Annotated in this window: 24 protein-coding genes and 1 riboswitch; of the genes, 14 read left to right on the plus strand and 10 right to left on the minus strand. The window is 31.2% G+C overall.

The features are described 5' to 3' along the window. Positions 1–526 (plus strand): transposase (locus LN736_RS08065; RefSeq protein WP_229981318.1); only part of this gene is annotated, 526 nt, incomplete at its 5' end. A gap of 457 nt (positions 527–983) precedes the next feature. Next, a complete protein-coding gene (locus LN736_RS08070) occupies positions 984–2,336 on the plus strand; it encodes a DUF2334 domain-containing protein (RefSeq protein WP_150358870.1) in 1,353 nt (450 codons plus the stop codon). 67 nt (positions 2,337–2,403) lie between these two features. Here the strand turns inward: LN736_RS08070 and LN736_RS08075 are convergent, their stop codons facing one another. From LN736_RS08075 to LN736_RS08085, 3 genes are all read right to left on the minus strand, one after another. Beyond that, positions 2,404–3,327 carry a S66 peptidase family protein gene (locus LN736_RS08075; RefSeq protein ID WP_150358871.1) on the minus strand — a complete coding sequence of 308 codons (924 nt, stop codon included), beginning with the start codon at positions 3,325–3,327 and terminating at the stop codon, positions 2,404–2,406. A 172-nt stretch (positions 3,328–3,499) separates the two neighbouring features. Next, the gene (locus LN736_RS08080; protein ID WP_150358872.1) at positions 3,500–3,835 is read right to left on the minus strand and encodes a cupin domain-containing protein; all 336 of its coding nucleotides are present in this window, start codon (positions 3,833–3,835) and stop codon (positions 3,500–3,502) included. Between the two features lie 369 nt (positions 3,836–4,204). Continuing rightward, positions 4,205–4,480, minus strand: a complete 276-nt coding sequence (locus LN736_RS08085) for a hypothetical protein (RefSeq protein ID WP_150358873.1) — start codon at positions 4,478–4,480, stop codon at positions 4,205–4,207. Positions 4,481–4,713: 233 nt separating this feature from the next. Here LN736_RS08085 and LN736_RS08090 point away from each other — a divergent pair, with 233 nt between their 5' ends. Beyond that, the gene (locus LN736_RS08090; RefSeq protein WP_150358874.1) at positions 4,714–5,301 is read left to right on the plus strand and encodes a hypothetical protein; all 588 of its coding nucleotides are present in this window, start codon (positions 4,714–4,716) and stop codon (positions 5,299–5,301) included. A 337-nt stretch (positions 5,302–5,638) separates the two neighbouring features. Here LN736_RS08090 and LN736_RS08095 read toward each other — a convergent pair whose 3' ends face one another. Then, the gene (locus tag LN736_RS08095; RefSeq protein WP_179977834.1) at positions 5,639–6,025 is read right to left on the minus strand and encodes a GtrA family protein; all 387 of its coding nucleotides are present in this window, start codon (positions 6,023–6,025) and stop codon (positions 5,639–5,641) included. A gap of 203 nt (positions 6,026–6,228) precedes the next feature. On the opposite strand from LN736_RS08095, the gene LN736_RS08100 reads away from it, so the two are divergent. After that, on the plus strand, positions 6,229–7,245 hold the full coding sequence (locus LN736_RS08100; protein ID WP_179977833.1) for an alpha/beta fold hydrolase: 1,017 nt from the start codon (positions 6,229–6,231) through the stop codon (positions 7,243–7,245). 79 nt (positions 7,246–7,324) lie between these two features. On the opposite strand, the gene LN736_RS08105 is transcribed toward LN736_RS08100, so the two are convergent. Next, positions 7,325–7,516 (minus strand): alpha/beta-type small acid-soluble spore protein, encoded by a 192-nt coding sequence (locus tag LN736_RS08105; RefSeq protein ID WP_407647121.1) that lies wholly within the window; start codon positions 7,514–7,516, stop codon positions 7,325–7,327. 391 nt (positions 7,517–7,907) lie between these two features. Here LN736_RS08105 and LN736_RS08110 point away from each other — a divergent pair, with 391 nt between their 5' ends. From LN736_RS08110 to LN736_RS08125, 4 genes are all read left to right on the plus strand, one after another. Further along, positions 7,908–9,284, plus strand: a complete 1,377-nt coding sequence (locus tag LN736_RS08110) for a PhoH family protein (RefSeq protein WP_150356946.1) — start codon at positions 7,908–7,910, stop codon at positions 9,282–9,284. 224 nt (positions 9,285–9,508) lie between these two features. Then, positions 9,509–10,510, plus strand: a complete 1,002-nt coding sequence (locus tag LN736_RS08115) for a phosphodiester glycosidase family protein (protein WP_150356947.1) — start codon at positions 9,509–9,511, stop codon at positions 10,508–10,510. Between the two features lie 34 nt (positions 10,511–10,544). Further along, on the plus strand, positions 10,545–11,570 hold the full coding sequence (locus LN736_RS08120) for a hypothetical protein (protein WP_150356948.1): 1,026 nt from the start codon (positions 10,545–10,547) through the stop codon (positions 11,568–11,570). Positions 11,571–11,587: 17 nt separating this feature from the next. After that, positions 11,588–12,238 (plus strand): site-2 protease family protein, encoded by a 651-nt coding sequence (locus LN736_RS08125; RefSeq protein WP_179977832.1) that lies wholly within the window; start codon positions 11,588–11,590, stop codon positions 12,236–12,238. 14 nt (positions 12,239–12,252) lie between these two features. Here the strand turns inward: LN736_RS08125 and LN736_RS08130 are convergent, their stop codons facing one another. After that, on the minus strand, positions 12,253–13,329 hold the full coding sequence (locus LN736_RS08130; protein WP_229981319.1) for a hypothetical protein: 1,077 nt from the start codon (positions 13,327–13,329) through the stop codon (positions 12,253–12,255). Between the two features lie 184 nt (positions 13,330–13,513). Here LN736_RS08130 and trmB point away from each other — a divergent pair, with 184 nt between their 5' ends. Further along, on the plus strand, positions 13,514–14,158 hold the full coding sequence (trmB, locus tag LN736_RS08135) for a tRNA (guanosine(46)-N7)-methyltransferase TrmB (RefSeq protein ID WP_179977830.1): 645 nt from the start codon (positions 13,514–13,516) through the stop codon (positions 14,156–14,158). Positions 14,159–14,244: 86 nt separating this feature from the next. Further along, complete coding sequence (locus LN736_RS08140) at positions 14,245–16,224, plus strand: methyl-accepting chemotaxis protein (protein WP_229981320.1); 1,980 nt, start codon at positions 14,245–14,247, stop codon at positions 16,222–16,224. A gap of 54 nt (positions 16,225–16,278) precedes the next feature. Here the strand turns inward: LN736_RS08140 and LN736_RS08145 are convergent, their stop codons facing one another. The 4 genes from LN736_RS08145 to tpx all read right to left on the minus strand — a co-directional run bounded on the left by LN736_RS08145 (position 16,279) and on the right by tpx (position 20,013). Beyond that, a complete protein-coding gene (locus LN736_RS08145) occupies positions 16,279–17,337 on the minus strand; it encodes an HD-GYP domain-containing protein (protein WP_179977828.1) in 1,059 nt (352 codons plus the stop codon). A 130-nt stretch (positions 17,338–17,467) separates the two neighbouring features. Further along, positions 17,468–18,826: a PFL family protein gene (locus tag LN736_RS08150; protein ID WP_150356953.1), complete on the minus strand. Its 1,359-nt coding sequence runs from the start codon at positions 18,824–18,826 to the stop codon at positions 17,468–17,470. A gap of 18 nt (positions 18,827–18,844) precedes the next feature. Then, positions 18,845–19,114, minus strand: coding sequence for an ACT domain-containing protein (locus LN736_RS08155; protein ID WP_150356954.1), 270 nt, complete (start codon positions 19,112–19,114; stop codon positions 18,845–18,847). 146 nt (positions 19,115–19,260) lie between these two features. Next, positions 19,261–19,350: riboswitch (glycine riboswitch) on the minus strand. 168 nt (positions 19,351–19,518) lie between these two features. Then, positions 19,519–20,013, minus strand: coding sequence for a thiol peroxidase (gene tpx, locus LN736_RS08160; protein WP_179977827.1), 495 nt, complete (start codon positions 20,011–20,013; stop codon positions 19,519–19,521). Positions 20,014–20,197: 184 nt separating this feature from the next. Between tpx and ymfI the strand changes: the two genes are divergently transcribed. The 4 genes from ymfI to LN736_RS08180 all read left to right on the plus strand — a co-directional run bounded on the left by ymfI (position 20,198) and on the right by LN736_RS08180 (position 22,749). Beyond that, on the plus strand, positions 20,198–20,941 hold the full coding sequence (gene ymfI, locus LN736_RS08165; protein ID WP_150356956.1) for an elongation factor P 5-aminopentanone reductase: 744 nt from the start codon (positions 20,198–20,200) through the stop codon (positions 20,939–20,941). A gap of 128 nt (positions 20,942–21,069) precedes the next feature. Next, entirely contained in the window at positions 21,070–21,906 is an 837-nt protein-coding gene (locus tag LN736_RS08170) for a response regulator transcription factor (protein ID WP_179977826.1), read from the plus strand. Positions 21,907–21,977: 71 nt separating this feature from the next. Then, a complete protein-coding gene (locus LN736_RS08175) occupies positions 21,978–22,352 on the plus strand; it encodes an SdpI family protein (RefSeq protein WP_179977825.1) in 375 nt (124 codons plus the stop codon). A 61-nt stretch (positions 22,353–22,413) separates the two neighbouring features. Further along, positions 22,414–22,749, plus strand: coding sequence for a hypothetical protein (locus tag LN736_RS08180; RefSeq protein ID WP_179977824.1), 336 nt, complete (start codon positions 22,414–22,416; stop codon positions 22,747–22,749). The last annotated feature ends 60 nt before the right edge of the window (positions 22,750–22,809 follow it).

The raw sequence follows: 22,809 nt of genomic DNA on the forward strand, positions 1-22,809 counted from the left end.
ATTTGCAATATGTTCAGATGGATATAGAGAGGCCAACCCAAAATATCTGAGAAAATCAGAAAAAAGGCTTGTCAAACTTCAAAGGGATCTATCAAGGAAGAAAAAAGGCAGTAATAACAGAAAAAAAGCTAGGTTAAAATCATCTAAATTACACGAGAAGATAGTGAATCAAAGGGCAGACTTCTTAAATAAGTTATCAATAAAACTAATCAGAGAAAACCAATCTATAGTTATTGAGGACTTGAAAGTTAAGAATATGCAGCAGAATCACAGGCTGGCAAAGGCAATAAGCGAAGCAAGCTGGAGTGAATTCAGAAGAATGCTGGAATACAAGGCTGGATGGTATGGCAGAAAAATAATAGTGGCACCCGGTAATTATGCAAGTAGTCAATTATGTTCAGTTTGTGGATATAAGAATAGAGAAGTAAAAAATCTTGCACTCAGGGAATGGACCTGTCCTAAATGCAGCACACACCATGACAGGGATATAAACGCCAGCAAAAATCTGCTGAAATTAGCCATATAATTTTGGTAATACACTGAGGTTGGTTCGACCTTTAGAGCTTAGGTAAACTTATTCCGTTAGGAATATTGACTAAGAAGCCATCCACTTCTATAAGTGGTGGTAGTTCACATAAGAGGAAAGAAGAAAAATTAGTAAATACTAAAAAGTGTAAGTACTGTTTGAGTGATATTCCCATAGATGCAACTAGATGTCCGTATTGTACTTCGCATCTTGATTAATACATATAAACCTAGGCCTGTGATTTCAAGGTTAAATGAAGTCGCCAATTATGTATTATAAAAGTTCAATAAAAAGAGAACCATTTTATAGACACCCGGCTTTAATCGGGTGCTTTTTTGCGGAAATTTTTACTTATCACTCCTGATGTGTAAATATAAAGAGTATTATATCTTTACAAATGTAAAATATAAATATATTACATTTATGTTTTATCAATCAATCAGGAGATGAATAGATAATGTTCATAAAAAAAGCAAAGTATAAATTTAAATTAATATTATTAGCAGGTATTGTCATTGTCATTTCTGGTGCATTTATCTTAGGAAATAAGAAGCTGCCGAAACAGAATGACGCAAGTAAAATTTTAGAACAATCTAATAGAAAATTTAGCTCTTTTAAAGGCTTAGATATGAAAGAAGAAGACATAAGATTAAATTTTAAAATGAAACCTCTGAGTCTTCAACTTCCTATATATAATGATAATAATAGGTTATATATTCCGGTTTCTGAAATATGTAATACAGAGCTTACAAAAGATAACGCTGTTGTTAAAATGAACGATAAATCTGTACGAATTAATCTATTGAAAAACTCCTATTATGAAGGTAATAAGGAGTATAATTTACGAAAAAAGGCCATTGCATCAGAAGATGTTCTTTACCTATCTCTTTTTGACTTCACTAAGTTATTTAATTTGAAAACAGATTGGGATGTTGAAACAAAAACATTGTCTTTATTTTATAATTCAGATATTTTATTACAAAAGATTGAGAAAAAACATGGCAGGCCAGCTTTAATTAGGTTAGAGGATATTACTGCTGGCCAAAGGTATGCAACATCAGAGTCACTGGAAAAACTCCGAATTATAGCAGATTATTTATACCATGAAAATGTCCCCTTTCATGTTGCCTGGATTCCTAGATATATGAATCCTCCAAAAGGTATTGATAATGATCCGTCTACTCAGCTTAGCATGTATAATACAGATTTTGTATTTACACTTGATTATCTTATAGATAAAAATGGAATAGTTGGTTTACATGGATATACACATCAACAGGGAGAAGAAGAAAGTGTTGATGGAATTGAGTTCAATAGCAAAATTAATGCTGGTGAAGAATGTGTTCGTAGAAGAGTCAATTTAGCAATAAATTGTGCTAAAAAGCTAGATATACCCGTATACTTTTTTGAAAGCCCCCATTATGATGCAACAAGGTCACAAAAAAGAATTATGGGTGAATATTTTAATTATATTTATGAAGCATATAGATCTCAGAATGAAAAAGCAATAAGCAAAGTAAAAATTCAAAATAGAGTAGTGAGTTTTATTCCTACTCCACTTGATTGTGTGAATGGTGCAAAATGTATAGATAATATGATTGATAGAATTTATACATTACCTAAAAAAACCTTGGCTAGTTTTTTCTATCATCCTAATATTGAATTTGAATATATTAAGATTACAAAAGACAAATCAGGGTATACCACTTATACTTATTCTGAAGAGTCACCTCTTCATCAATTGTTAAGGGTATTCTCAGATAAAAATTATGAATTTAAATCCATTAAAGACTTAGACACCAGTATCTAAAATACATCGTCTTATTCCTATCTAATCTCACAACTAAAAAACGAACAAGAACAATTAGCAAAACAAATTATATATGCACTGTTGGTTCAAGTATTGTCAACGTATTATTATAAGTATTAAGGTTAGCTTGAGCACCTATAGGTATAGCCATTTTATACGTGCCATGCCCAGATGCTAAATTTGTCATAAGAGGTTTATTCAATGGTATTATAACTTCATTAATTAAATCTGCATATGATTTACCATATGCAGGATCACAATTTGTGCATTCACCCATAATGATACCTGCGCAATCCCTAAGTTTACCTGATAATATTAAATGGTTTATATGTCTGTAGACTGTATTAATAGGTTCATGAACTTCTTCAATTAGGAGTATCTTTCCTTTAGTATCAATTTCAAAAGGTGTGCCAAGGTTATCTACAAATGATGTAAGATTACCTCCTACTATAGTTCCTGTTACATTGCCAGGAACCCTGCTTATTAAAGGCATTCCAGGAGGATTTTCAAGTCTTCTTGGTGAGGTAAGTGTAGATGTAGCAGTGAAAAATTGATTCATGTTGTATGCGGGAGTACTTGGTTTAAAGTCTATTAAAAGAAGACTATGAAAAGTAATTAAATTGGCCCATGTATACAAAACATTTAATAAGATTGTTATATCACTGTACCCAGTGATAATTTTAGGATTCTGTGTGATAACAGGATAATCAAGATATGGTATAATACCTGCGACGCCTACTCCACCTCTTGAGGGTATGATAGCTTTTACATCAGGATTCTTAAACATTTCCATTAAATCAGAGGCCCTCTGTTGTTCCGTGGCTGCAATATATCCATCATAAGAATATGTGTAGTTCCCTAAGATTACATTAAAGCCCATATTTCTAAGAGTTTGTATACCAGTATTAATGACATCTGCAGATAATGGGCTTCCTAAAGTAACTATTCCTATTGTATCTCCTGCACGTAAAATTTCTGGCCTTATTGCCATGTCAATTCACCTTCTAAATAATTTAATGACATATAATTTCAAATTTCCTCATGAACAGAAAATTTGGATTTATAAAATTACTAGGATATTATATGAAGTTACTCAAATAGTTGTTAATTAATAATAAAATGAATTTGAAAAAAGGCAGCATAGCTGCCCTTTTTCAAATTGTTTAATGTTTTATAACTGTTAGAAGCATTTTAAATCTTTCACGAGCTTCAAGTCCATGGGGAATATCAGAAGGCATTATTATTGTTTCACCTGCTTCAACATTAAAAACATTATCACCTATAGTGATTTCAGCTGCACCGTCTAATATTTGAACCATAGCATCTCCAGAAGTTACATGAGTGCTGATGCCTTCACCTTTATCCAGTGAGAATAAAGTAATATTGACAGAAGATATTTGTGCAATAGTTCTGCTTATAACCTGGCCTTCTTGATAAGATATTAGATCATTTAGATTAAGTACCTTGGAAAATTCTACATTTTTAAATAAGCTATTCATATTTTTACCTCCTTGTATAATTGAATTTTTATTTTAGTATAGCGTTTTTAGTGATAAAAATATGTAGCGTATGTTACCGTTTAAAAAATAAGTAAAATCATATAGAAAAAATCCGTAGATGAGAATAACTGGAAGTAGATATTTGTTATATAGGTGCTTATTTTAAGCATTGTTTACAAATAGTGACAGTAAGTTATGGCGAATACTGCATATAATATAAATGTACTAGGGAAATAAATCCTTAGTGAAAAAATGAGTATTACTCTTTAAATAATTAATTGTTTTGTAGAACAGGCGCTCTTTATTTAGAGTGCCTGTTTTGCGCAAAAGTAGGTGTAAAATGTGTGGAAAGGAATTTTAATGTGAGGCTTATAGAGAGGTCAGAAATGCCTCATAGGTATCTTCAAATGATTCATAAGGGTCGGGATTTCCACCGTTTGTACTTTTACATTGATTGCTGCTGTATTCTTGACCAATTGCAAAGAGTTCTCCAACAGTTATAGGATGTCCTGCATCACAAGCTACTTTACAAAAAGTATCCATGGGATCATCTGCTGAACGGGTTGCAAGCAGCTTCTTTTTTAGCAAAGGGTCTTTTTTAGCGTCAGAATAAAGTAGTTCCAATTCAATAATTGTTTTGTTCATGATTACAGCTCCTTACTTTAAATTAATATTATTATAGCATTATATCAAAATTTGAGCTATCATTCTGATAATTTTAAAAATAGTGGTGAAGTGTAATAAAAACACTATTATATCTTAAAATATTAGAAAAAATATAAAATGAGACACCCTAAAATCAACTTTGATATTCGTAGATAATATAGAGAAGTTTATATTTAATATAAAAATTGTATAGAATCAATGGGGTGATGTTGTTGAATGATTATATTTTGGGTATAATATTTTCAATTGGGTATATATCACGGGGAAGGTTAATTTTTAAGAATAAGAATAAATATTTTCTTGAACAAATACAAAAAGTTTGTGGAAATAATATATATGAACAAAAGGATAAGAATAATATACAATATGTATTGAGTACTAAATACTTTAATATAGAAAAATTAAAATCCATAGGCTGGAATAATAGAAGTTCTGATGTCCGAAAATTGCCTGAATTAAATCAATATAGCGATTTCCTAAGGGCATATATAGAATTGCATAGTAGGTTTGATTATTCCACTAGATATAGAAATAAACGGAAAAAAATAAAATATAAGGCTTTACGTTTAAGAATATACGGTAATAAGGTATTAATTAAGGATATAAATAAAATATTAAATATGGATGCAAATACTACGCTAAAATCTCCTCAAAATGAAAAAAATAATAAAACTTCCTGTATATCGTATACGTCCATAAATGAAATAAAGTCCATATTTCAGTATATAGAAAAGAGACCTTATTTTAACAGCTTTTGGGAAGAAATTGAAAGCAAATTGAGAATGCCTATTATAGTGTAAAAAAATATACTTAACAAATAATTAACCTGTATGATATGAACACATAATATTTTTATCATACAATAAAAAATGAAAAGCTTAATGATTAAATTATAACTAACCCTATGAGTACTGAATCCCCAATCAGTACTATTTTTTTATATATTTTATTAATAAATAGATAATTAACAGGATATTATTTGTCGTTATGACACATTATTGTCACAATGATGATGTATAGTATTATACAGACTAAGGGAAATCTTAGTAAAAAATTATATAACCTATGTACATGAATTGCTGTGTAATTTGATTATGCAGCAGTTCGTTTTTTTGTACAAATGCAAAACTTAAAACATTAAGAAAATGTCCATAACTTATTCATCATATAATTAAACATCCCTGTGATAATAGTAGACATTAACTGTGATAATATTTTGTTAAAATAGAGATTATTGACAAATAAGATTAAAAGTATACTACTGAAAATAATTGATATTGAATTTACAATAATAAATTTAATAAATAAAGTACCTGTATTGCCATCGGATTTAAATACCCAAAATTTATTGCAGATAAATCCGTTTATAATTCCAAGAAGATATGCTATAACATTTGCTTCTATATAATTAACGTTGATCTTTATAAGAATATTGTAGGCAATTAAGGTTATAAGTGTATTTAAAGTTCCCGAAATAACATACTTTATAAATTGTTTTCTCTTTAATAATATATTTAAAAACATTTCTTATCTCCATAAAACTTTCTATTTATATAATTATATAATATGTTTAATTTTATAAACAAATTTAATATATTATTCTTAATACTTTCTTAAAAACAATTGCTGTTATTATAAAAAGAATATACATTAATGATAGGAATTTAAAGGAATTTAAAGATTTATGTGGAATGTTAAATAAAAATATTTATTTTGGGGGAATTTGTATGAAGAAAATTTTTTCGTTAACTTTTATAATTGTCCTGGTTTTAAGTTTTATAGTAATACCCTGTAGAGCAGATGACAATATTAGTCAAAGGTATGTTGATTATAGAGGAATAAAAATATATACTGAAGTTTATAACTACCACCCAAACTCAAAGGAAGCGATTGTATTTCTGCATGGATTGGGTGGCAGTCACAGCCATGGTGAATTTTTATACAACAAGAATAATCCATATATGACAATAACTTTAGATTATTTAGATCATGGCAATAGTGGGCATGTACCTTTTATCTCCTGGAATACTCAATTGAATTCAATAAAGGCGGTGTTGGACTCATATGGTATAAAAAAAGCACATTTAGTTGGACATTCTTTTGGAGCAGATACAGCCATGATGTTTGCTAAAAAATATCCTGAAAGGGTAAAGGATGTAGTGCTGTTGGACAGAGCTTATTATAATTTTAAGGATTTTGAAAAATTCAATGTTACAGAAGATACTATGAATATTTTAGAGTATGAATCGGATTCAGGATTATCCTATAATGAATTTTTACAGTATATGGACATGGCATGGGATAATGATATCACTAAGACCTGGAATATCAACAAAGATGTGTTGCTGCTTGGAGGCAATTGCAAGAATTTTCTCGGAGATCCTTCTACAGGTACCCCTTCATTGGCAGGAATTATTTCAATGATCAAAGAGGATCCTTTGAAATTTGGAATTGATCCTGATGAGGCTAAATTACTTCCGGACATTACAGAAAACGATGTATTATCCTTGGTCGATTTTTTGAAAAAGAAGATCAATAATTTTGAAAATGTCAATAGGAGATTTAGTGTAATACAAACCAATTATGCCCATGGAGATATGGTCAGGGATCCGGAGGCTATGAATGCCATGGAAAATTATGTTATTGAATATTTACAGAGCCAAAATAAACATATATATAAAACTAAGTGTGGTGTTGATGAAAAATATAAGCGTTCGATTTATAAATACAATTTTTTGCATTAAGAATTCTTGAACTTATTTAATGGCAATTACATATAGAGTGGATATTTCAAGAATGCAATTTTGAAATATCCGCTCTATATTACTTTAAATTTTGTTTATATGCTTCAACCATTTTTTTTACCATGTTTCCACCTATGGATCCAGCTTCTCGAGAAGTTAAATCTCCATTATAGCCTTCCTTTAGGTTTATTCCAATTTCTTTTGCTGATTTTATTTTAAAATGTTTTAATGCCTCTTTAGCTTGAGATGTAGTTAATTTATCGTTGTACACTGATATAATAACTCCTCCTTTTTATATTTATAGTAGATTCTACCGCTTATAATTAAGTTTGTGCATTATTATGAAAATTACTACAGGTAATTGGATGAACGCGTGTAATAAAATGTAAAATTAAATTATTCATAAAATGTTCAAAAAATAAACAACTATTTAATATATATGACACAGTATTGTAACATCAGATGTATAAAATAAAGATACAAGAAGTAAACGACCTAGTTATATAGATCTCCCTTAAAAAAGTAAGCATTGGAAATGTACAGTGCTTACTTTTTATAATATATAAATATATTTAGCGGCAAATTCGATTTTATAATTAAATAAATGCATTTATATGTACAGATGAATATATTATAATAATGATTAGAGGGGAGGAATAGCTTTGAAAAAGACTTATGTTTTAGATACCAATGTTATTCTGTATTCACCAGGGGCCATGTTGTCTTTTGGAGATGGTGATGTAGTTATACCGGAGGTGGTACTTGAAGAATTAGATGGATTCAAAAAAGACAAAAGTGATTTAGGTGCCAATGCAAGACATGCAGCTAGGTTAATAGATGGCCTGAGGAAAAAAGGAAAAATTAATAAAGGCGTACAGCTAACATCTGGAGGAAAATTCAGGGTTGAAATGAATCATTATGATGTAAAGCTGCCGCCAGCCTGGGATAAGAGCAAGCCGGATAACAGAATAATACAGGTATGTAAGGGGCTTAAAGATCAAGGCGAAAATGTCTGCCTTATAACAAAAGATATTTTTGAAAGAATTAAAGCTGATATTATAAATATAGAAGTAGAGGATTTTTATGAAAAAGTTGTTCCGGAGGATAAAAGCCAATATACAGGAAGGATAGATATATATGCATCAAAGCAGGACATAGAAAATTTTTATAGAGAAAAGTATATGAAAACTGATAAAATCACCTGTTATGATGAAGAAACTGAAGAATATTTTATACCGGTTCTCTATGTGAATGAATTTGTCATAATACACTGTTTTGAACATCCTAAACAAACTGCTCTTGGAAGATTTGATGGGCAAAAAATTGTTCCGCTTAATTTTAAGGACAGCTCGCCTCTGGGAATAAATCCAAGAAATGTGGGTCAAAAATTTATGCTGGAAGCTCTCCTTACAAATGCGGAAAAAGCTCCCCTTGTGATAATAAAAGGACCTGCTGGTACGGCAAAAACTTTTTTTTCATTAGCTGTAGGACTTCACAACATGATGGAAGAGGACAACAGAATGTATAGAAAAATGTTAGTATGTAGGCCCAATGTTACTATGGGTGAAGATATAGGATTTTTGCCAGGTACAGAACAAGAGAAAATATTTCCGCTTATGAGGCCAATATTGGATAACCTTGAGGTATTGGTGGATTCTGATGAGAAGGAAAGATATAAAAATGAAAAAGAATTAGAGGATAAAGTAATGGAACTGTTTGATAGAAAAATTATAACTACAGAAGCGGTGGGCTATTTGAGAGGACGTTCTATTACAAAAAACTGGCTTGTAGTTGATGAAGCTCAAAATTTAACACCCAAACAGGTAAAGGCTATAATAACAAGGGTGGGAGTAGGTACCAAGCTGCTGTTAATAGGAGATCCAGATCAAATAGATCAAGCGTTTTTGGATTCCAGATCTAATGGATTATCCTATGCATCGGAAAAGATGAAGGGAAGTACCCTATGTTATCAGGTTACTTTAAAGAACGATGAATGTGAAAGATCCCCACTGGCCTATGAAGCTTCTAAAAGACTATAAATGGAATAATATTAAAGATAATGGTACCATAAAAAGATATTTTACTATGAACATATTGTTATATGTTATCATAGTGGATATCTTTTTTATTTGACCCGTTATGAAGTTTTTATGCTATTTATAATTATTTCTATTTAAAAATTTTATCGTTTATTGTACAATATTGAAAGATATATTTTTAATTTATCATGTATTTTTAGGTTAGAAAGGAAAGGTTTTAATATATGAAAAAAAGGAGAACATCGGGTAAAAAGAGAAAATCAGTTTGGAAACTGGTGCTTTGTTTTTTGTTATTTGAGTGTATATTTACCGGAATGACGGCCCCTTTCTTGATATTTTACGGTCCTTTTGAAAACATAAAGAGAACTGTAGTAGGTGCAGCTATGACAACTTTAAGTCATCAATACATTGCAAAATTATTTTTGTCAGATGAAGATATAAAAAAAATACTGGCGGGAAATACTGTTGGAAATGTGGATAATGCAAAAATTTTAAATTTTGAAAATAAACATGATAGCAGTATAGAAAGGGAAGATATAAGTGATGATAAAAAGAAATTTAAGGGATATATATTGATAATTCATGATCCCACTAGAGTCAAGGTTGGATACAGCAGCAAACTGGGAGTAGTGGGAGAACTCACCAGCAGAATAGCAAGGAGAAATAATGCCGTAGCTGCTATAAATGGAGGGGGATTTAAGGATAGTTCCTCTGGGGACAGTAAATGGACCGGCACTGGAGGGAAGCCTACAGGTATACTGATGAGCAATGGTAAAATCCTGTCTAACGATTTAGAAGATCCCGATAAAAAATCAGGTGTAATGGCAATTACAAGTAAAGGGCAGCTTTTAGTAGGAAATCACAGTTTGAATGATATGAAAAAAAGAGGTGTCACAGAGGCTATATCTTTTAAACCTGCTCTGGTGGTAAATGGAAAAGGAACCATAACAGGAGACGGCGGATGGGGAATAGCCCCAAGAACAGCTATAGGCCAAAGGGCAGATGGATCTATAATTTTTCTTGTTATAGACGGACGTCAGACTAAAAGTATAGGTGCTTCCCTGAGAGATCTTCAGAATATAATGATTAAATATGGAGCAGTAAATGCCACAAATTTAGATGGGGGATCTTCTTCCACTATGTATTATGAAGGAGAAGTAATAAATAATCCCTGTGATACTCTAGGTGAAAGATCTGTTCCATCTGCTATTTATGTGAAGCCATAGAAACTATTGTAAGATTATTAAAGGGGAGTGTGAGATGAAAGTTTTTAAGAGAATTATTGTATGGATATCTATATCACTGGTAGTACAATTTGCGGGATTATTTTATATAAATAATTATTTTCTGTCTTCTCAGACAGAAATAAAAGCCAAAAAGGTTTTAAAAAGTGAACCTAAGAAAAAAGATGTTGTTGTAAAAATACCGCAAAATGCTAAGAATGTCAGTGTTTCCTTTGATGGAAGATATGTGGCTTATTACCAAGATAACATTTTAAAGGTTGTGGATTCAAAAACTGGTGATGGAAAAAATGTAGAATTTGAAGATGGAACGGAAATATCTTTTTATAAATGGCTTAAAGATAGAAATAGAATGCTTATAGCAGAAAAACGTAATTCTGATGAAGGTTACAAATTTAATTTGTCATATTATGAAGCTGACAAGGATATAAAAGAAAACAGTAAGGAATTGGATTGTTATGATGAAAAGGCTCAAATCAATGATATACAGGAATCTCATTATACAAATGTAATATATGTTAAAATACAGAACAGAGGACGAAGAACAAATATATACAGAATAAATATAATGAATGAAATGCAAAAAGTATATACGAAGTCCTATATGATAGGCAATATAGGAATTTTATATCTTGATGATAAATTAATATATGAAGATGATATATATCACAATATATATGTTACAGGCAGAGAAGAGCCTATTACCATTAAAGGAGTTAAAAATCCTGTATGGATAGGGGCTGATGAAAATGATAGAATATATATTGGAGATGAACAGAATGGAAAGATATCAAATATTTATTGCGGCAGTATCAATTCAGATGAAGATGCTTATGAAAATATAAATTTAAATAAATCTGTAAATAGAGATGACATATTTTTAATGCCCTCAGGGAAAATATACATAAATGACAATTTAAAGGGAGTTGTTACTGATGTAGCAACTGGAAAGCAATATATATATAAGGGAAATTTTATACAGATATTTGAAGGCGGGGTTGCATCCATAAGTAATGGCCAATTGGAAGAAGTATCGTTAAACTAAAATTAAAAAAGGAAGGAATGAAATATTTGACTGAAACTATATTAGAAAAAGTACTTATCATACCTGCTATATTGATAGGATTTGCATTTCATGAGTTTGCACATGCAATTACAGCAGATAGGTTAGGAGATAAAACTCCTAAATTTCAAGGAAGGCTTACATTAAACCCCTTTGCTCATGTGGACATTATAGGATTTATAATGATATTGTTGGTTGGGTTTGGCTGGGCGAAGCCGGTGGAGATCAATCCCAGTGCTTTTAAAAATAGAAATAAAGATGACTTGAAGGTTTCTATTGCAGGCCCACTTGCAAATTTAATAATAGCATTTTTGGCTGCTATGCTGGTAGTGCTGTTGTACAAGTGGGGAGGATTGGCTACAGAAACTTCTTCAATTTTTAATCTAGTGGTTAAAATTATACTGTACATTGTAAATATAAACTGTATGTTATTTGTCTTTAATTTGATACCAATACCTGGTCTAGATGGATTCCATATATTGAGAGATATTTTTCCATCACTGTTTTATAGAATATCAGGAAGTATATACAGATATCAGATTATAATATTACTATTGTTTGTGGCTACTCCATTGGCCAAGTATGTAGTGGGTATTCCATCTTTTATGATATATAAGACTTTTATCAGAGTAGCTAATAATATCTTTTGATTTAAACACGTTAATTACTGTGAATGAGTTGTATAATAATAATTTATCTCTTTAAATATAGATTGTACACCTTTTCCCCAGTTTTTATCTTGTGCATATTTCTTACCTATCCAAATAAAGGGGTTATTTTCTTTCGGTCTGTTTATAGATAGATTTATAATGGTATGAGCGGCTATTCTTGAGGAATCCTCTATATTTGTGTTATACTCCTTCCAACTGTGGTATACATTAAAAGGGTTGTTGGCTATTTTGTAAGCATTAGGTGTATTTGCAGGGACAAAATTTTGTTCCTGGACCGTTATGGCAAAAAGTAAAATAGGATTTAAATTAAATTCTCTTGATGTATTGATTATAGTGGAGAAGTAAGGTTCCTTACATAATAGTGAATTTCGAGTATTTAAATAGGATTTTAACTTATTTACATTTATACTCTGATACTTCAAATATTCCGGCAGATATATATTGGGAAAATTCTTTTTGTAATTTTCTAAGGTTATACCGTCAATTAAATTTTCCATTTGTGAAAATTTAATTGCATTAAAATTTGATTGTAGCGTAAATTGACTTATTATACCTATAATTAAAATAGCTGTTAAAATAACTTTCACAAGTCTTTTTGGTAATTTTAAACGCTTTGAATCAAAAATTGAGGTGTGATTGAATATACCTTCACTGCACTTAGTTGATGGTGAGGGCATATCTTTTTTAATGCTTTTTTCATAATTGGTTAGATCGATTTCTTCAATCTTGTTCTCTATATTGTTATTTACCCATTGGGTAAGTTCCTTTCTAAAATTCTTTTTTAAAAATTCATTTTTCATACAGTAGCTGAATATATCATACATGAAGATGGATTTTTGGTCTTTAAAAAGGGTTTCTTTCAAAATATCTAGTTTTATAGTTTGCCTGTAGGTTTCAGGAAGACCATTCAACTTTTTATCTAAAATATGATGTATAGTGTTGGAAAGCATTTTTGCTTTTTCTCTTGAACTAATTTTAAGATATTTTTTGTCTATATAATTTTTGAGAATTTGTATATCATCTTTACTGATTATCTTTTTGTTTTTAAGTTCTTCTACAAAATATTCCATGATTTCACAACCCAAATGCTATTCTATGTATAATTATTTTACTCATTATTATCGTATATTGTAGAAAAAACTTTAATATAAAATATATTTGAAGAATGTTATTGACAAGTTTCCTGTTAAAAGAGATAATAAATTTTGTCTTAGGAAGCTGTATATCACAAATATAAGAAGGGAATTTTCTAATATGAGACTCAGAAAAAAATGGTGGGCTAGGCCTGAAATGGAGACCAGCTTTTTTGTAATAACAGAACCTGAAAAATGTAAGGGAAAGTGGAAAGACAAATTCGGAAACAATAATAGCATATACTTGGAACTGGGCTGTGGAAGAGGGAAATTTTTATGCGAGCAAGCTCTGAACAATAAAAATATAAATTATATAGGAATTGATTTAAAGGATGAAGTTTTAGTATATGCATTGAGAAAGGTAAAGGAGAATAGAATAGAAAATGTAAGAATAGTGCCTATGAATATAGTAAATGTTGAGAAAATCTTTAGTGAAAATGAGATTGAAAGAATATATATAAATTTCTGCAATCCATGGCCTAAGAGAAGACAGAAAAAAAGAAGGTTGACTCATACTGTATTTTTAAATATGTATAAAAAATTTTTGAAGTCGGGGAGTCAGATATGGTTTAAAACAGATGATAGGGGACTTTTTGAAGAATCTCAGGGTTATTTTATAGAGAGCGGGTATAAGATAGAGTATTTGACATATGATCTACATAACAGCGGCTTTGATGAAAATGTAGTGACGGAATATGAAGAGAAATTTGTTCAATTTGGTATGAAAATAATGTTTTTTATAGCAGAATTAGTGCGAAATAGGTGAAAATTTTAGGTATTTAGTGGATTTTATAGACATAATATGGTAGTATGTAGATAATTGGATATTATAAACATAAGGGGGATTAAATTATGGAGAATAGGATGTCATTACACCATAAACTGATTGGTATATTAATATTGCTTATTATAATACCATTACTTATAATATCGATTTTTTCTTATTTCATTTTGTCTAAAATTACAAATGACAACGCTGAGGAACTGACTTATCAAATAGCAAAGGAGAAGGTTTCGTATATTGATTTACATAGCCTTTCATTAAAGCATGATCTGCAATCATTATCAGTTAATAAAGACGTGCTTTCACAGGATAAGGGGGAGCTATTAAATGCACTGGGGAGCATAACACAGAGTAACAAGGATATAATGCAGTCATATTTAGCGGATGAAACAAAGCAGATGATAGTATATCCTCAAAGTGTAAAATTACCTGCAGGATTTGATCCAACATCCAGACCCTGGTATAGAGATGCCATGGCTGCCAATGGACAGATATATGTAACGGCACCTTATAAAGATGCCCTTACAGGTAAACTTGTCATAACCATTGCTAAAAAAATTCAACTTAGTAACGGCAAGAAGGGTGCTGTGGGTTTTGATATTGATCTATCCACGTTGAGAGACAAGTTAGTTACGACTAAAATAGGGAAAAGTGGATATGCATTACTGGTTTCAGCAGACGGCACAATTATTGCGGATTCTGATAAGAGCAGGGTAATGAAGAATATAAAAGTGGAAATCCCTTCTGGGCAATCCGTTTTAAGTAAAAGTCAAGGGAATGTGGCATATGGAAGTGGAAAGGAATCTAAGATAGCTGGATTTAATAAATCCAAAGAAACAGGATGGACAATTATGGCGGTCAGTCCCAAAAGTGATTATGCACAGGGATTGAATGCCGCTATCACAACGGCCATTATAATTTTATTGATTATGCTGGTAATAGCTGTTATATGCGGCATATTTATTGCAAAATACGCAACAGAACCTTTAACTCATATACAGCAATTTGCTAAGAGATTGTCAGAATGTGATTTTAGCACTCCTATAATTATAAAGAGAAAGGATGAATTTGCAGATGCAGCTCTTTCACTCAATAAGGCTCAGGAAAATGTGAAATCTTTGGTGAAGACCATAATTGACAATTTTGAGAATATGAGTGCTTCTGGTCAGGAACTTTCTGCAACTGTCCAGGAAATGACGTCTAAATTTGAGAACATAAACAATTCTATAAATGATATCGTAAACGGTTCTCAGGAGACAACAGCTTCTGCTGAGGAAGTTACTGCATCTGTGGAAGAGATAGATTCAAATATAAATCAATTATCAGATAAGGCAATTAATGTAAATACAAATGCAAGTAAGTCTAAGGAAAATGCTCTTTCTGTCCAGGAAAACGCTCAAAATGCCATAAAGGAATGTAAAGACATCTATAAAAATGAAGAGATGAATATACTAAAGGCTATAGATGAAGGAAAAGTAGTTTCAAAAATAAAAGAGATGGCAGATATAATAGCAAGTATTGCGGAGCAGACTAATTTGTTGGCATTAAATGCAGCCATTGAAGCTGCGAGGGCAGGGGAACATGGTAAAGGATTTGCGGTAGTTGCAGAAGAAGTGAGGACACTTGCAGAACAATCTTCTGAAACAGTTTCTACAATTCAAAATGTTGTAGTAAAAGTTCAAGAGGCCTTTAAAAATCTTTCAAATACCAGTCATCAAGTTTTAAAATTTATTGATGAAAATGTAAATGTCCAATTGGATAATTATCTGAGTACCGGAGAAAAATATTATAAGGATTCTCAATTTACATCTGATTCTCTGAAGCAACTTACGTCGATGACAGAGGAAATAAAAAGTACAACGAATGAAGTGACTAAGGCAATTAATGGCATGGCTGGAATTGCGCAAAAATCTTCTGAAAGTACTAACCAGATTCAAGATGTTATAAATGATGCAGTGCAGGGTATGGTTCAGATTGATAAAACTGCCAAAGACCAAGCGGATTTAGCTCAAAAGTTAAATGAAATCATTCAAAAATTTAAAATTTAATTCTATAAGGTGTTACTTACAGTAGGTATATCTGCATAAATAGGGAAAAGCTGGTTATATAACCAGCTTTTCAACATATAAGTCACTTTCTTTTTTCAAATCCAAAAAATTTCCCTCATCTAAAAGCAGAGGATTTGTCAAATCATTTACATGAACTTGAATCACCTTGTATTTTTTACCATTGTTTAACAGTACATTTTCTCCCATGAAATAATTTATTATATGGTTTAAAAATACATCACAGTATCTACAATCGAGCTTTCCAAGACTTTGTTCTTGAATGATCTTCAGAGCTTCAAAGGGGCCCCTTACTTTCTTATAGTATCTTGAGGAGTTTACTTCATCAAATAAGTCTGCAATAGCTATTATTTTAGCAAATAAATGGATTTTATCTCCAGCTATACCTAATGGATATCCGGATCCATCCATTTTTTCATGGTGCATCAACACTCCGTAACTTACAGAAGGATCCAGATATGGAATGCTTTTTATAAAATTATAACCTATGACAGGGTGGGTTTTAATAATTTTATACTCTCTAGAAGTAAGAACTCCATTTTTATTCAGTATATCTCTATTTATTTTTGTTTTGCCAAAATCATGTAATATTGCTGAATAGGTCAATAAATTTAGATCACGTTGATTTAAATTTAGCCATTTCCCCAGTATAAAGCTTATAGCGGATACATTTATACTATGCCTGTAGATGGCATCTTTTCCGCTGCCGTAAAATACAATATTTCTAATGACTATCCCCGTTGATTTAAATTCCTCCTGTATCTTTTTTGAAAAAGATCTTATTTCATTCATTTCAGGAACTTTTAACTCAGATATATTATTAAATATACGTTTTAAGCTCAGAGAAAATTCATTAAAATCATTCTCTATTTTTTGTATTGTATTTGTTTCAACAATTAAAGGACTGTCAGAATCATTTTTTACGTAGACTTCTACTTTGTCCACAAGATAGTTTTGCTTTAAATTATTTATAGTAGACGCTGTAATAATAATATTTTTAGCCAATAACATTTTACCTTCAAAAATTACATCACTTGAAGACATCATTCCAGGTTTTAATTCATCAAGTGAAAGTAACTTCTTTTCCCATGTCATATTGTCTCACCTCATATATCGTTAATTTAGAAATATATAGTAATTAAGTATTTTATCGTATCCTTTTCATAATTCTAAATATGATTGAGGCAAAATAAACCATTTTTATTATTTTCTAATCTACATGTAATTAATTTTTGAAGCTGTGAATTGGAGCAGGGATTCTACCGCCCCTATTTATAAAAGACTCACTGGAAAATTTACTTACGGACATTATGGGAGCTTTTCCAAGGAGGCCTCCAAAATTTGCTTCTTCTCCTACAGATTTATTGTAAACTGGGATTAATCTTACAGCAGTTGTCTTACAGTTTATCATTCCGATGGCGGCTTCGTCTGCAATTATTGCTGATATGGTGGATTCAGGTGTGTCCCCTGGTATCCCTATCATATCAAGTCCTACAGAGCATACACAGGTCATGGCCTCTAGTTTCTCCAAATTGAGGGAACCCGCATTTACAGCATGTATCATTCCTTCATCTTCACTTACAGGTATAAATGCGCCGCTTAGACCTCCAACTTGTGATGCAGCCATTATACCACCTTTTTTGACTGAATCGTTTAAAAGTGCAAGGGCTGCTGTTGTACCTGGACATCCGCAGCTTTCCAGTCCCATTTCCTCAAGAATTCTTGCCACACTGTCTCCTACAGCAGGTGTAGGAGCAAGAGACAAGTCCACTATTCCAAAGGGAACATTTAATCTTTTTGAAGCTTCACCAGCTACTAATTGTCCCATTCTAGTTATTTTGAAAGCAGTCTTCTTTATAGTTTCGGCTACTGTGTTGAAGTCCTTATTTTTTACTTCCTCCAATGCTGATTTTACAACACCAGGACCACTGACACCAACGTTTATTATGGCATCGGCTTCTCCAATTCCGTGAAATGCTCCGGCCATAAATGGATTATCCTCTACGGCATTTGAAAATATCACTAGTTTGGCACACCCTATACTGTCATCTTTTCTGGTGAGATAAGCGGTTTTTTTCACTACTTTTCCCATATCTTTTACTGCATCCATGTTTATTCCAGCTTTTGTAGTCGCTACGTTTACTGAAGAACATACTTTATTGGTGGATGCCAGTGCTTCTGGTATAGAGTCTATGAGTATCTTATCCCCTTTTGAGTAACCTTTATGTACAAGCGCTGTAAAGCCTCCGATAAAATCTATACCGAGAGTCCTGGTAGTTTTATCTAGAGTTTGTGCAAATTTTACATAATCCTTATCTGAAGTTGATTGGGCCACAAGGGAAATGGGTGATACAGATACTCTTTTATGTATTATTGGTATACCATACTCTATTTCAATCTGTTCTGCAGTTTTAGCCAGATTTTCGGCATATTTGGTTATTTTATCATATATTTTTGTCCGTGCCTTTTCTCCATCGCTGTCGATACAATCCATAAGTGATATGCCCATAGTGATAGTTCTTATGTCAAGATTTTCCTTGTCTATCATTTTTATTGTTTCCATTATATTTTTAGTATTTATCATTATTGTTCACACTCCAGTTTAAATTTCTTGCATAGAAGTAAATATATCTTCTCTTTGAATCTTGACATCAACGCCTATTTCCTCTGCCTTATTTTCAAGAGCATTTTTTATACTTGTAAAATCTGCATTCATTTTACTTAAGTCTACAAGCATTATCATAGTAAAATAGTTTTCTATTAGAGTTTGATTGATATCCAAAATGTTTATGTTATTTTTAAATAGTACAGAGGTTATTTTATAAATTATGCCCACTTTATCTTGTCCAATTACCGTTATAAATGCTTTCATTTACTATGTCCATCTCCTTTTAATATTAGTTAATTTACACTAAAGTACAATTTATTTGAGAAAATAAAAAGAGATTAAAATAAGGTTTAATCTCTGGTAAACAAGGAATTAGAATAGTAAAATAGCTGAAATCTACTATTTTAAATAAAAAATCCCCCGTCCCTTTTACCTGAGAGTTTCACTGTAATCAGTTTTCCCCTTCGGTGCTCTTTGAGAGTCTCTCCAGAGGCTTGTCAGTTAACGGTCTATCAATGTATTCCACTAACTTCATCCAGCCTATTAAATTGTTAAAGTGATTATAACATGTTTCATAAATTAATTCAAATACAATATTTCAATTTTAAATCAAATTAAAAAAGAATTCTTGAGTTGTTAAAGCCCAAGGATCCTTTTATTTTAATGTACTATTTTGCTTTTTTAGCGGCATCGAGTATAGCATCAAAATTTGGTTGATTTGTAACCTCTGGAACATACTCCACATAAGTAATTTTATTTGAACTGTCGACTACAAAGGCAGCTCTGGCTAAAAGACCTAAATCATCCATATATGTTCCAAAATTTTTACCGAAGGTTCTATCTTTAAAATCAGATACCGTAATCACATTTTTTATTCCATTAGCTGCGCACCAGCGGCTCTGGGCAAAAGGCAGATCCATGGATACTGTATATACAGTTACACCAGGAATTTCTGATGTTTTTTCATTAAAAGTTCTGGTTTCTAGATCACAAACTGGAGTATCTAGGGAAGGCACTGTTAAAAATATTCTAACTCCCTTTGTATTCCCTAGAGAAATAGTATCCATTGCATTATTTATAAGTGTGAAATCTGGTACAGTATCACCGACTTTAAGGGCATTTCCAGAAACCTTCACAGTTTTTCCCTGAAATTTTAAATTCATTTATATCCCTCCAAATAAAATATATTAATTGAGAATAATTATTTATTATCATATTTATAATAGCATAAATGTGCAAAATATGCAAATTTATTATAATTTTTATTTCACATGTTGTATAGAATTAATGTATAATATCTTTTAGAGTATTACAGATTAATTTTGCTGTGGAGAGTGGGAATTTTATATGGAAAACTTAGGAGGAAAAGTTGCCGTAATTACTGGGGCATCTAGAGGTATAGGGAGAAGTATTGCTGTAAATATGGCAAAGTGCGGTGCCAGTGTGATAATAAATTTTAATCAAGACGAGGAAGGGGCTTATAAAACTCTTGAAATGGTGAAACATATAGGCTCTATTGGAGTTGTTTTGCAGGGAGATGTAAGCTTGTACAATAGTGCCGAAAAAATGATAAAAAGCACTATAGACAAAATGGGAAAAGTCGATATACTTGTAAATAATGCAGGGGTTTGCTACATAGGGCTTTTTATGGATATGCAGCAGAAACAGTGGAATTCTATAATAGATGTTAATTTTAAGGGTATGCTGAATTGTACCCACTGTGTACTAAAACATATGATTTCAAGAAAAAGGGGCTCTATAATAAATATCTCATCTATGTGGGGAAATGTAGGTGCCTCTTGCGAATCAATTTATTCTGCTACCAAGGGAGCCATAAATCTTTTTACTAAGTCACTTGGGAAAGAAATGGCACCGTCTAATATTAGAGTTAATGCTGTGGCGCCTGGAGTAATAGATACCGATATGAATGCCTGTTTAAAAGCTGATGATAGAGATATGTTGAGAGAAGAAATTCCAATGGGCAAATTTGGAAGCAGTGATGAAGTGGCAAAAGTAGTGTGCTTTTTAGCAGGAGAATCTTCATCCTATATAACTGGACAAATAATAACTGTGGATGGCGGAATGTCATAGTTAAGTAGGGCTTTTTTAAAGTAAATTTTAAATCAAACGATAAATATATATAATGCTAAAAATTTGATTTTGTAAGTAAAGTAAATACAATTTAGTAAAATATTATTAATGAAAATAGGATGATAATTATGTGTAAAGTTATAATATTGGATGATATGGCGTATATGAGATATAGAGTAAAAGACATTCTGGAAAAGACAGGAATCGAAGTATATGAATCGGGAACTTCCTTTGATTTCTTTAACAAACTTCATGATAAAAAAGAGGAAATAAATTTAATAATATTGGAAGTGGGCCTCAGTAATGAAGATGGTTTTGAAGTGCTTAGAAAAATAAAGGCCAGGAATTTAAGTATTCCAATAATGATACTTACAAAGATGAATACTAGAAGCGCATTTATAAAATGCATAAAAGAGGGAACGTCAGAATATATATTAAAGCCTTTTAACAATAAAGTGCTGCTTGAAAGGATAAATAAGCTTATAAAATCCAGTAAAAACAAAGATGAGCAGGGTGAAATAATATATTTAAATTTTCAGCAGTATATTACAAAGCAGATTATCAAAGCTAGGGCTGAAAATACCAAGCTCTCGATTATAATGGTCAGCTTGATAAAAAAATATTTTACGGCAGTGGATGAAAAAATAGATATAAAGGACAATTATCTTATATTGATGGACTCACTTTATGAAAAATTAAGACCTATTTTTAAAACACCGGATTTATTTGAAAAGTATGGATTTTCTACTCTTGTAGGTGTGCTCCCACGATGCCAAAAAGAAAAGGTTCTTTCTATTGTCAATAGAATAGATGGAATATATAACAGAATTAAATCTATAGATGAAAAATACAGCGAATATCACCTTGAGTACAGTTATGTTGTTTTTCCCGATGATGGAAAAGACAAGTCACAGCTTTTGGATAAGCTGACATCAAATATGAAAAATAAAATGGATGGAAAATAAACTGGCTTTTTAAAAAAAGATGTTTTATTATTAAAGGGGTTGGATATTAAGTTTTTAAGGGAGATGAGTATATGATATATTCATTGGTATTTGGTTTGGTAACCATGGCGTTTGGTATTATACCTAAAATAGTTAGACCTAAAAAGATCAATTCCTGGTATGGGTATCGAACTGAGATTTCCATGAAAAATCAGGACATGTGGAATGAGGGAAATAGATATTCTACTAATCAGTATATACTTGCAGGAATAATTCTTCTTATTTTAGGTAAAATAGGTTACTATTTTCTACAGGGGAAAGGCTATCTAGTTCCATTGATAGGCTTTATACCTGTTTTAATGGTTACAGTGTTTACTACTGAGAAACACCTGAAGAAAACCTTTGATGAAAACGGTAAGAGAATTGATAAATCCAGTAATTTAAAACAAAATAATATTGATGATTGATAAATAACATTGTGAATGAGATTGTAGAAAGACAAATATTCAATTTAAAAGGGGGACAATCATGGAGGTTGTAGCTGTCTGGAAAGGTTGTCAGTATTTTAAGAATTGTAATAAAAAAATAGATACATTTGTCATAAAGTGCACATTATATGAAACTAAATGCAAAATAGAACCTCTTCTTACGGGTATTCAAAAGCATGATTTGTTTATGAGCAATAAAACCAGATCCAGTGCTCATCCAGATTTTTATTTTTTGGTATCTGATGATATAAAATATATTGAACCACTTGAATGGTTTTGTGATGTTTTCAGTCTTTTGGGGCAAAATTCACCCTATAAAAAAATAAAAAATTTTAAAATAGAAAATTTAGAAGATATTAAAGATATTAATTATTGATTGAGGACAATCTGGAGGGAATCCAGATTGTCCTCAATCAATATAGCTAAAATATTTGAT

It is taken from the genome of Clostridium aromativorans (genome assembly GCF_020908015.1).
Taxonomy (GTDB): Bacteria; Bacillota; Clostridia; order Clostridiales; family Clostridiaceae; genus Clostridium_B; species Clostridium_B aromativorans.

Excerpts from the sequence above, each read along its gene's own strand:
- LN736_RS08070 (WP_150358870.1), top strand. The coding sequence starts at position 984 with ATGTTCATAAAAAAAGCAAAGTATAAATTTAAATTAATATTATTAGCA.
- LN736_RS08075 (WP_150358871.1), bottom strand. The coding sequence starts at position 3,327 with ATGGCAATAAGGCCAGAAATTTTACGTGCAGGAGATACAATAGGAATA.
- LN736_RS08080 (WP_150358872.1), bottom strand. The coding sequence starts at position 3,835 with ATGAATAGCTTATTTAAAAATGTAGAATTTTCCAAGGTACTTAATCTA.
- LN736_RS08085 (WP_150358873.1), bottom strand. The coding sequence starts at position 4,480 with ATGAACAAAACAATTATTGAATTGGAACTACTTTATTCTGACGCTAAA.
- LN736_RS08095 (WP_179977834.1), bottom strand. The coding sequence starts at position 6,025 with ATGTTTTTAAATATATTATTAAAGAGAAAACAATTTATAAAGTATGTT.
- LN736_RS08100 (WP_179977833.1), top strand. The coding sequence starts at position 6,229 with ATGAAGAAAATTTTTTCGTTAACTTTTATAATTGTCCTGGTTTTAAGT.
- LN736_RS08115 (WP_150356947.1), top strand. The coding sequence starts at position 9,509 with ATGAAAAAAAGGAGAACATCGGGTAAAAAGAGAAAATCAGTTTGGAAA.
- LN736_RS08120 (WP_150356948.1), top strand. The coding sequence starts at position 10,545 with ATGAAAGTTTTTAAGAGAATTATTGTATGGATATCTATATCACTGGTA.
- LN736_RS08125 (WP_179977832.1), top strand. The coding sequence starts at position 11,588 with ATGAAATATTTGACTGAAACTATATTAGAAAAAGTACTTATCATACCT.
- LN736_RS08130 (WP_229981319.1), bottom strand. The coding sequence starts at position 13,329 with ATGGAATATTTTGTAGAAGAACTTAAAAACAAAAAGATAATCAGTAAA.
- trmB (WP_179977830.1), top strand. The coding sequence starts at position 13,514 with ATGAGACTCAGAAAAAAATGGTGGGCTAGGCCTGAAATGGAGACCAGC.
- LN736_RS08140 (WP_229981320.1), top strand. The coding sequence starts at position 14,245 with ATGGAGAATAGGATGTCATTACACCATAAACTGATTGGTATATTAATA.
- LN736_RS08145 (WP_179977828.1), bottom strand. The coding sequence starts at position 17,337 with ATGACATGGGAAAAGAAGTTACTTTCACTTGATGAATTAAAACCTGGA.
- LN736_RS08150 (WP_150356953.1), bottom strand. The coding sequence starts at position 18,826 with ATGATAAATACTAAAAATATAATGGAAACAATAAAAATGATAGACAAG.
- LN736_RS08155 (WP_150356954.1), bottom strand. The coding sequence starts at position 19,114 with ATGAAAGCATTTATAACGGTAATTGGACAAGATAAAGTGGGCATAATT.
- tpx (WP_179977827.1), bottom strand. The coding sequence starts at position 20,013 with ATGAATTTAAAATTTCAGGGAAAAACTGTGAAGGTTTCTGGAAATGCC.
- ymfI (WP_150356956.1), top strand. The coding sequence starts at position 20,198 with ATGGAAAACTTAGGAGGAAAAGTTGCCGTAATTACTGGGGCATCTAGA.
- LN736_RS08170 (WP_179977826.1), top strand. The coding sequence starts at position 21,070 with ATGTGTAAAGTTATAATATTGGATGATATGGCGTATATGAGATATAGA.
- LN736_RS08175 (WP_179977825.1), top strand. The coding sequence starts at position 21,978 with ATGATATATTCATTGGTATTTGGTTTGGTAACCATGGCGTTTGGTATT.
- LN736_RS08180 (WP_179977824.1), top strand. The coding sequence starts at position 22,414 with ATGGAGGTTGTAGCTGTCTGGAAAGGTTGTCAGTATTTTAAGAATTGT.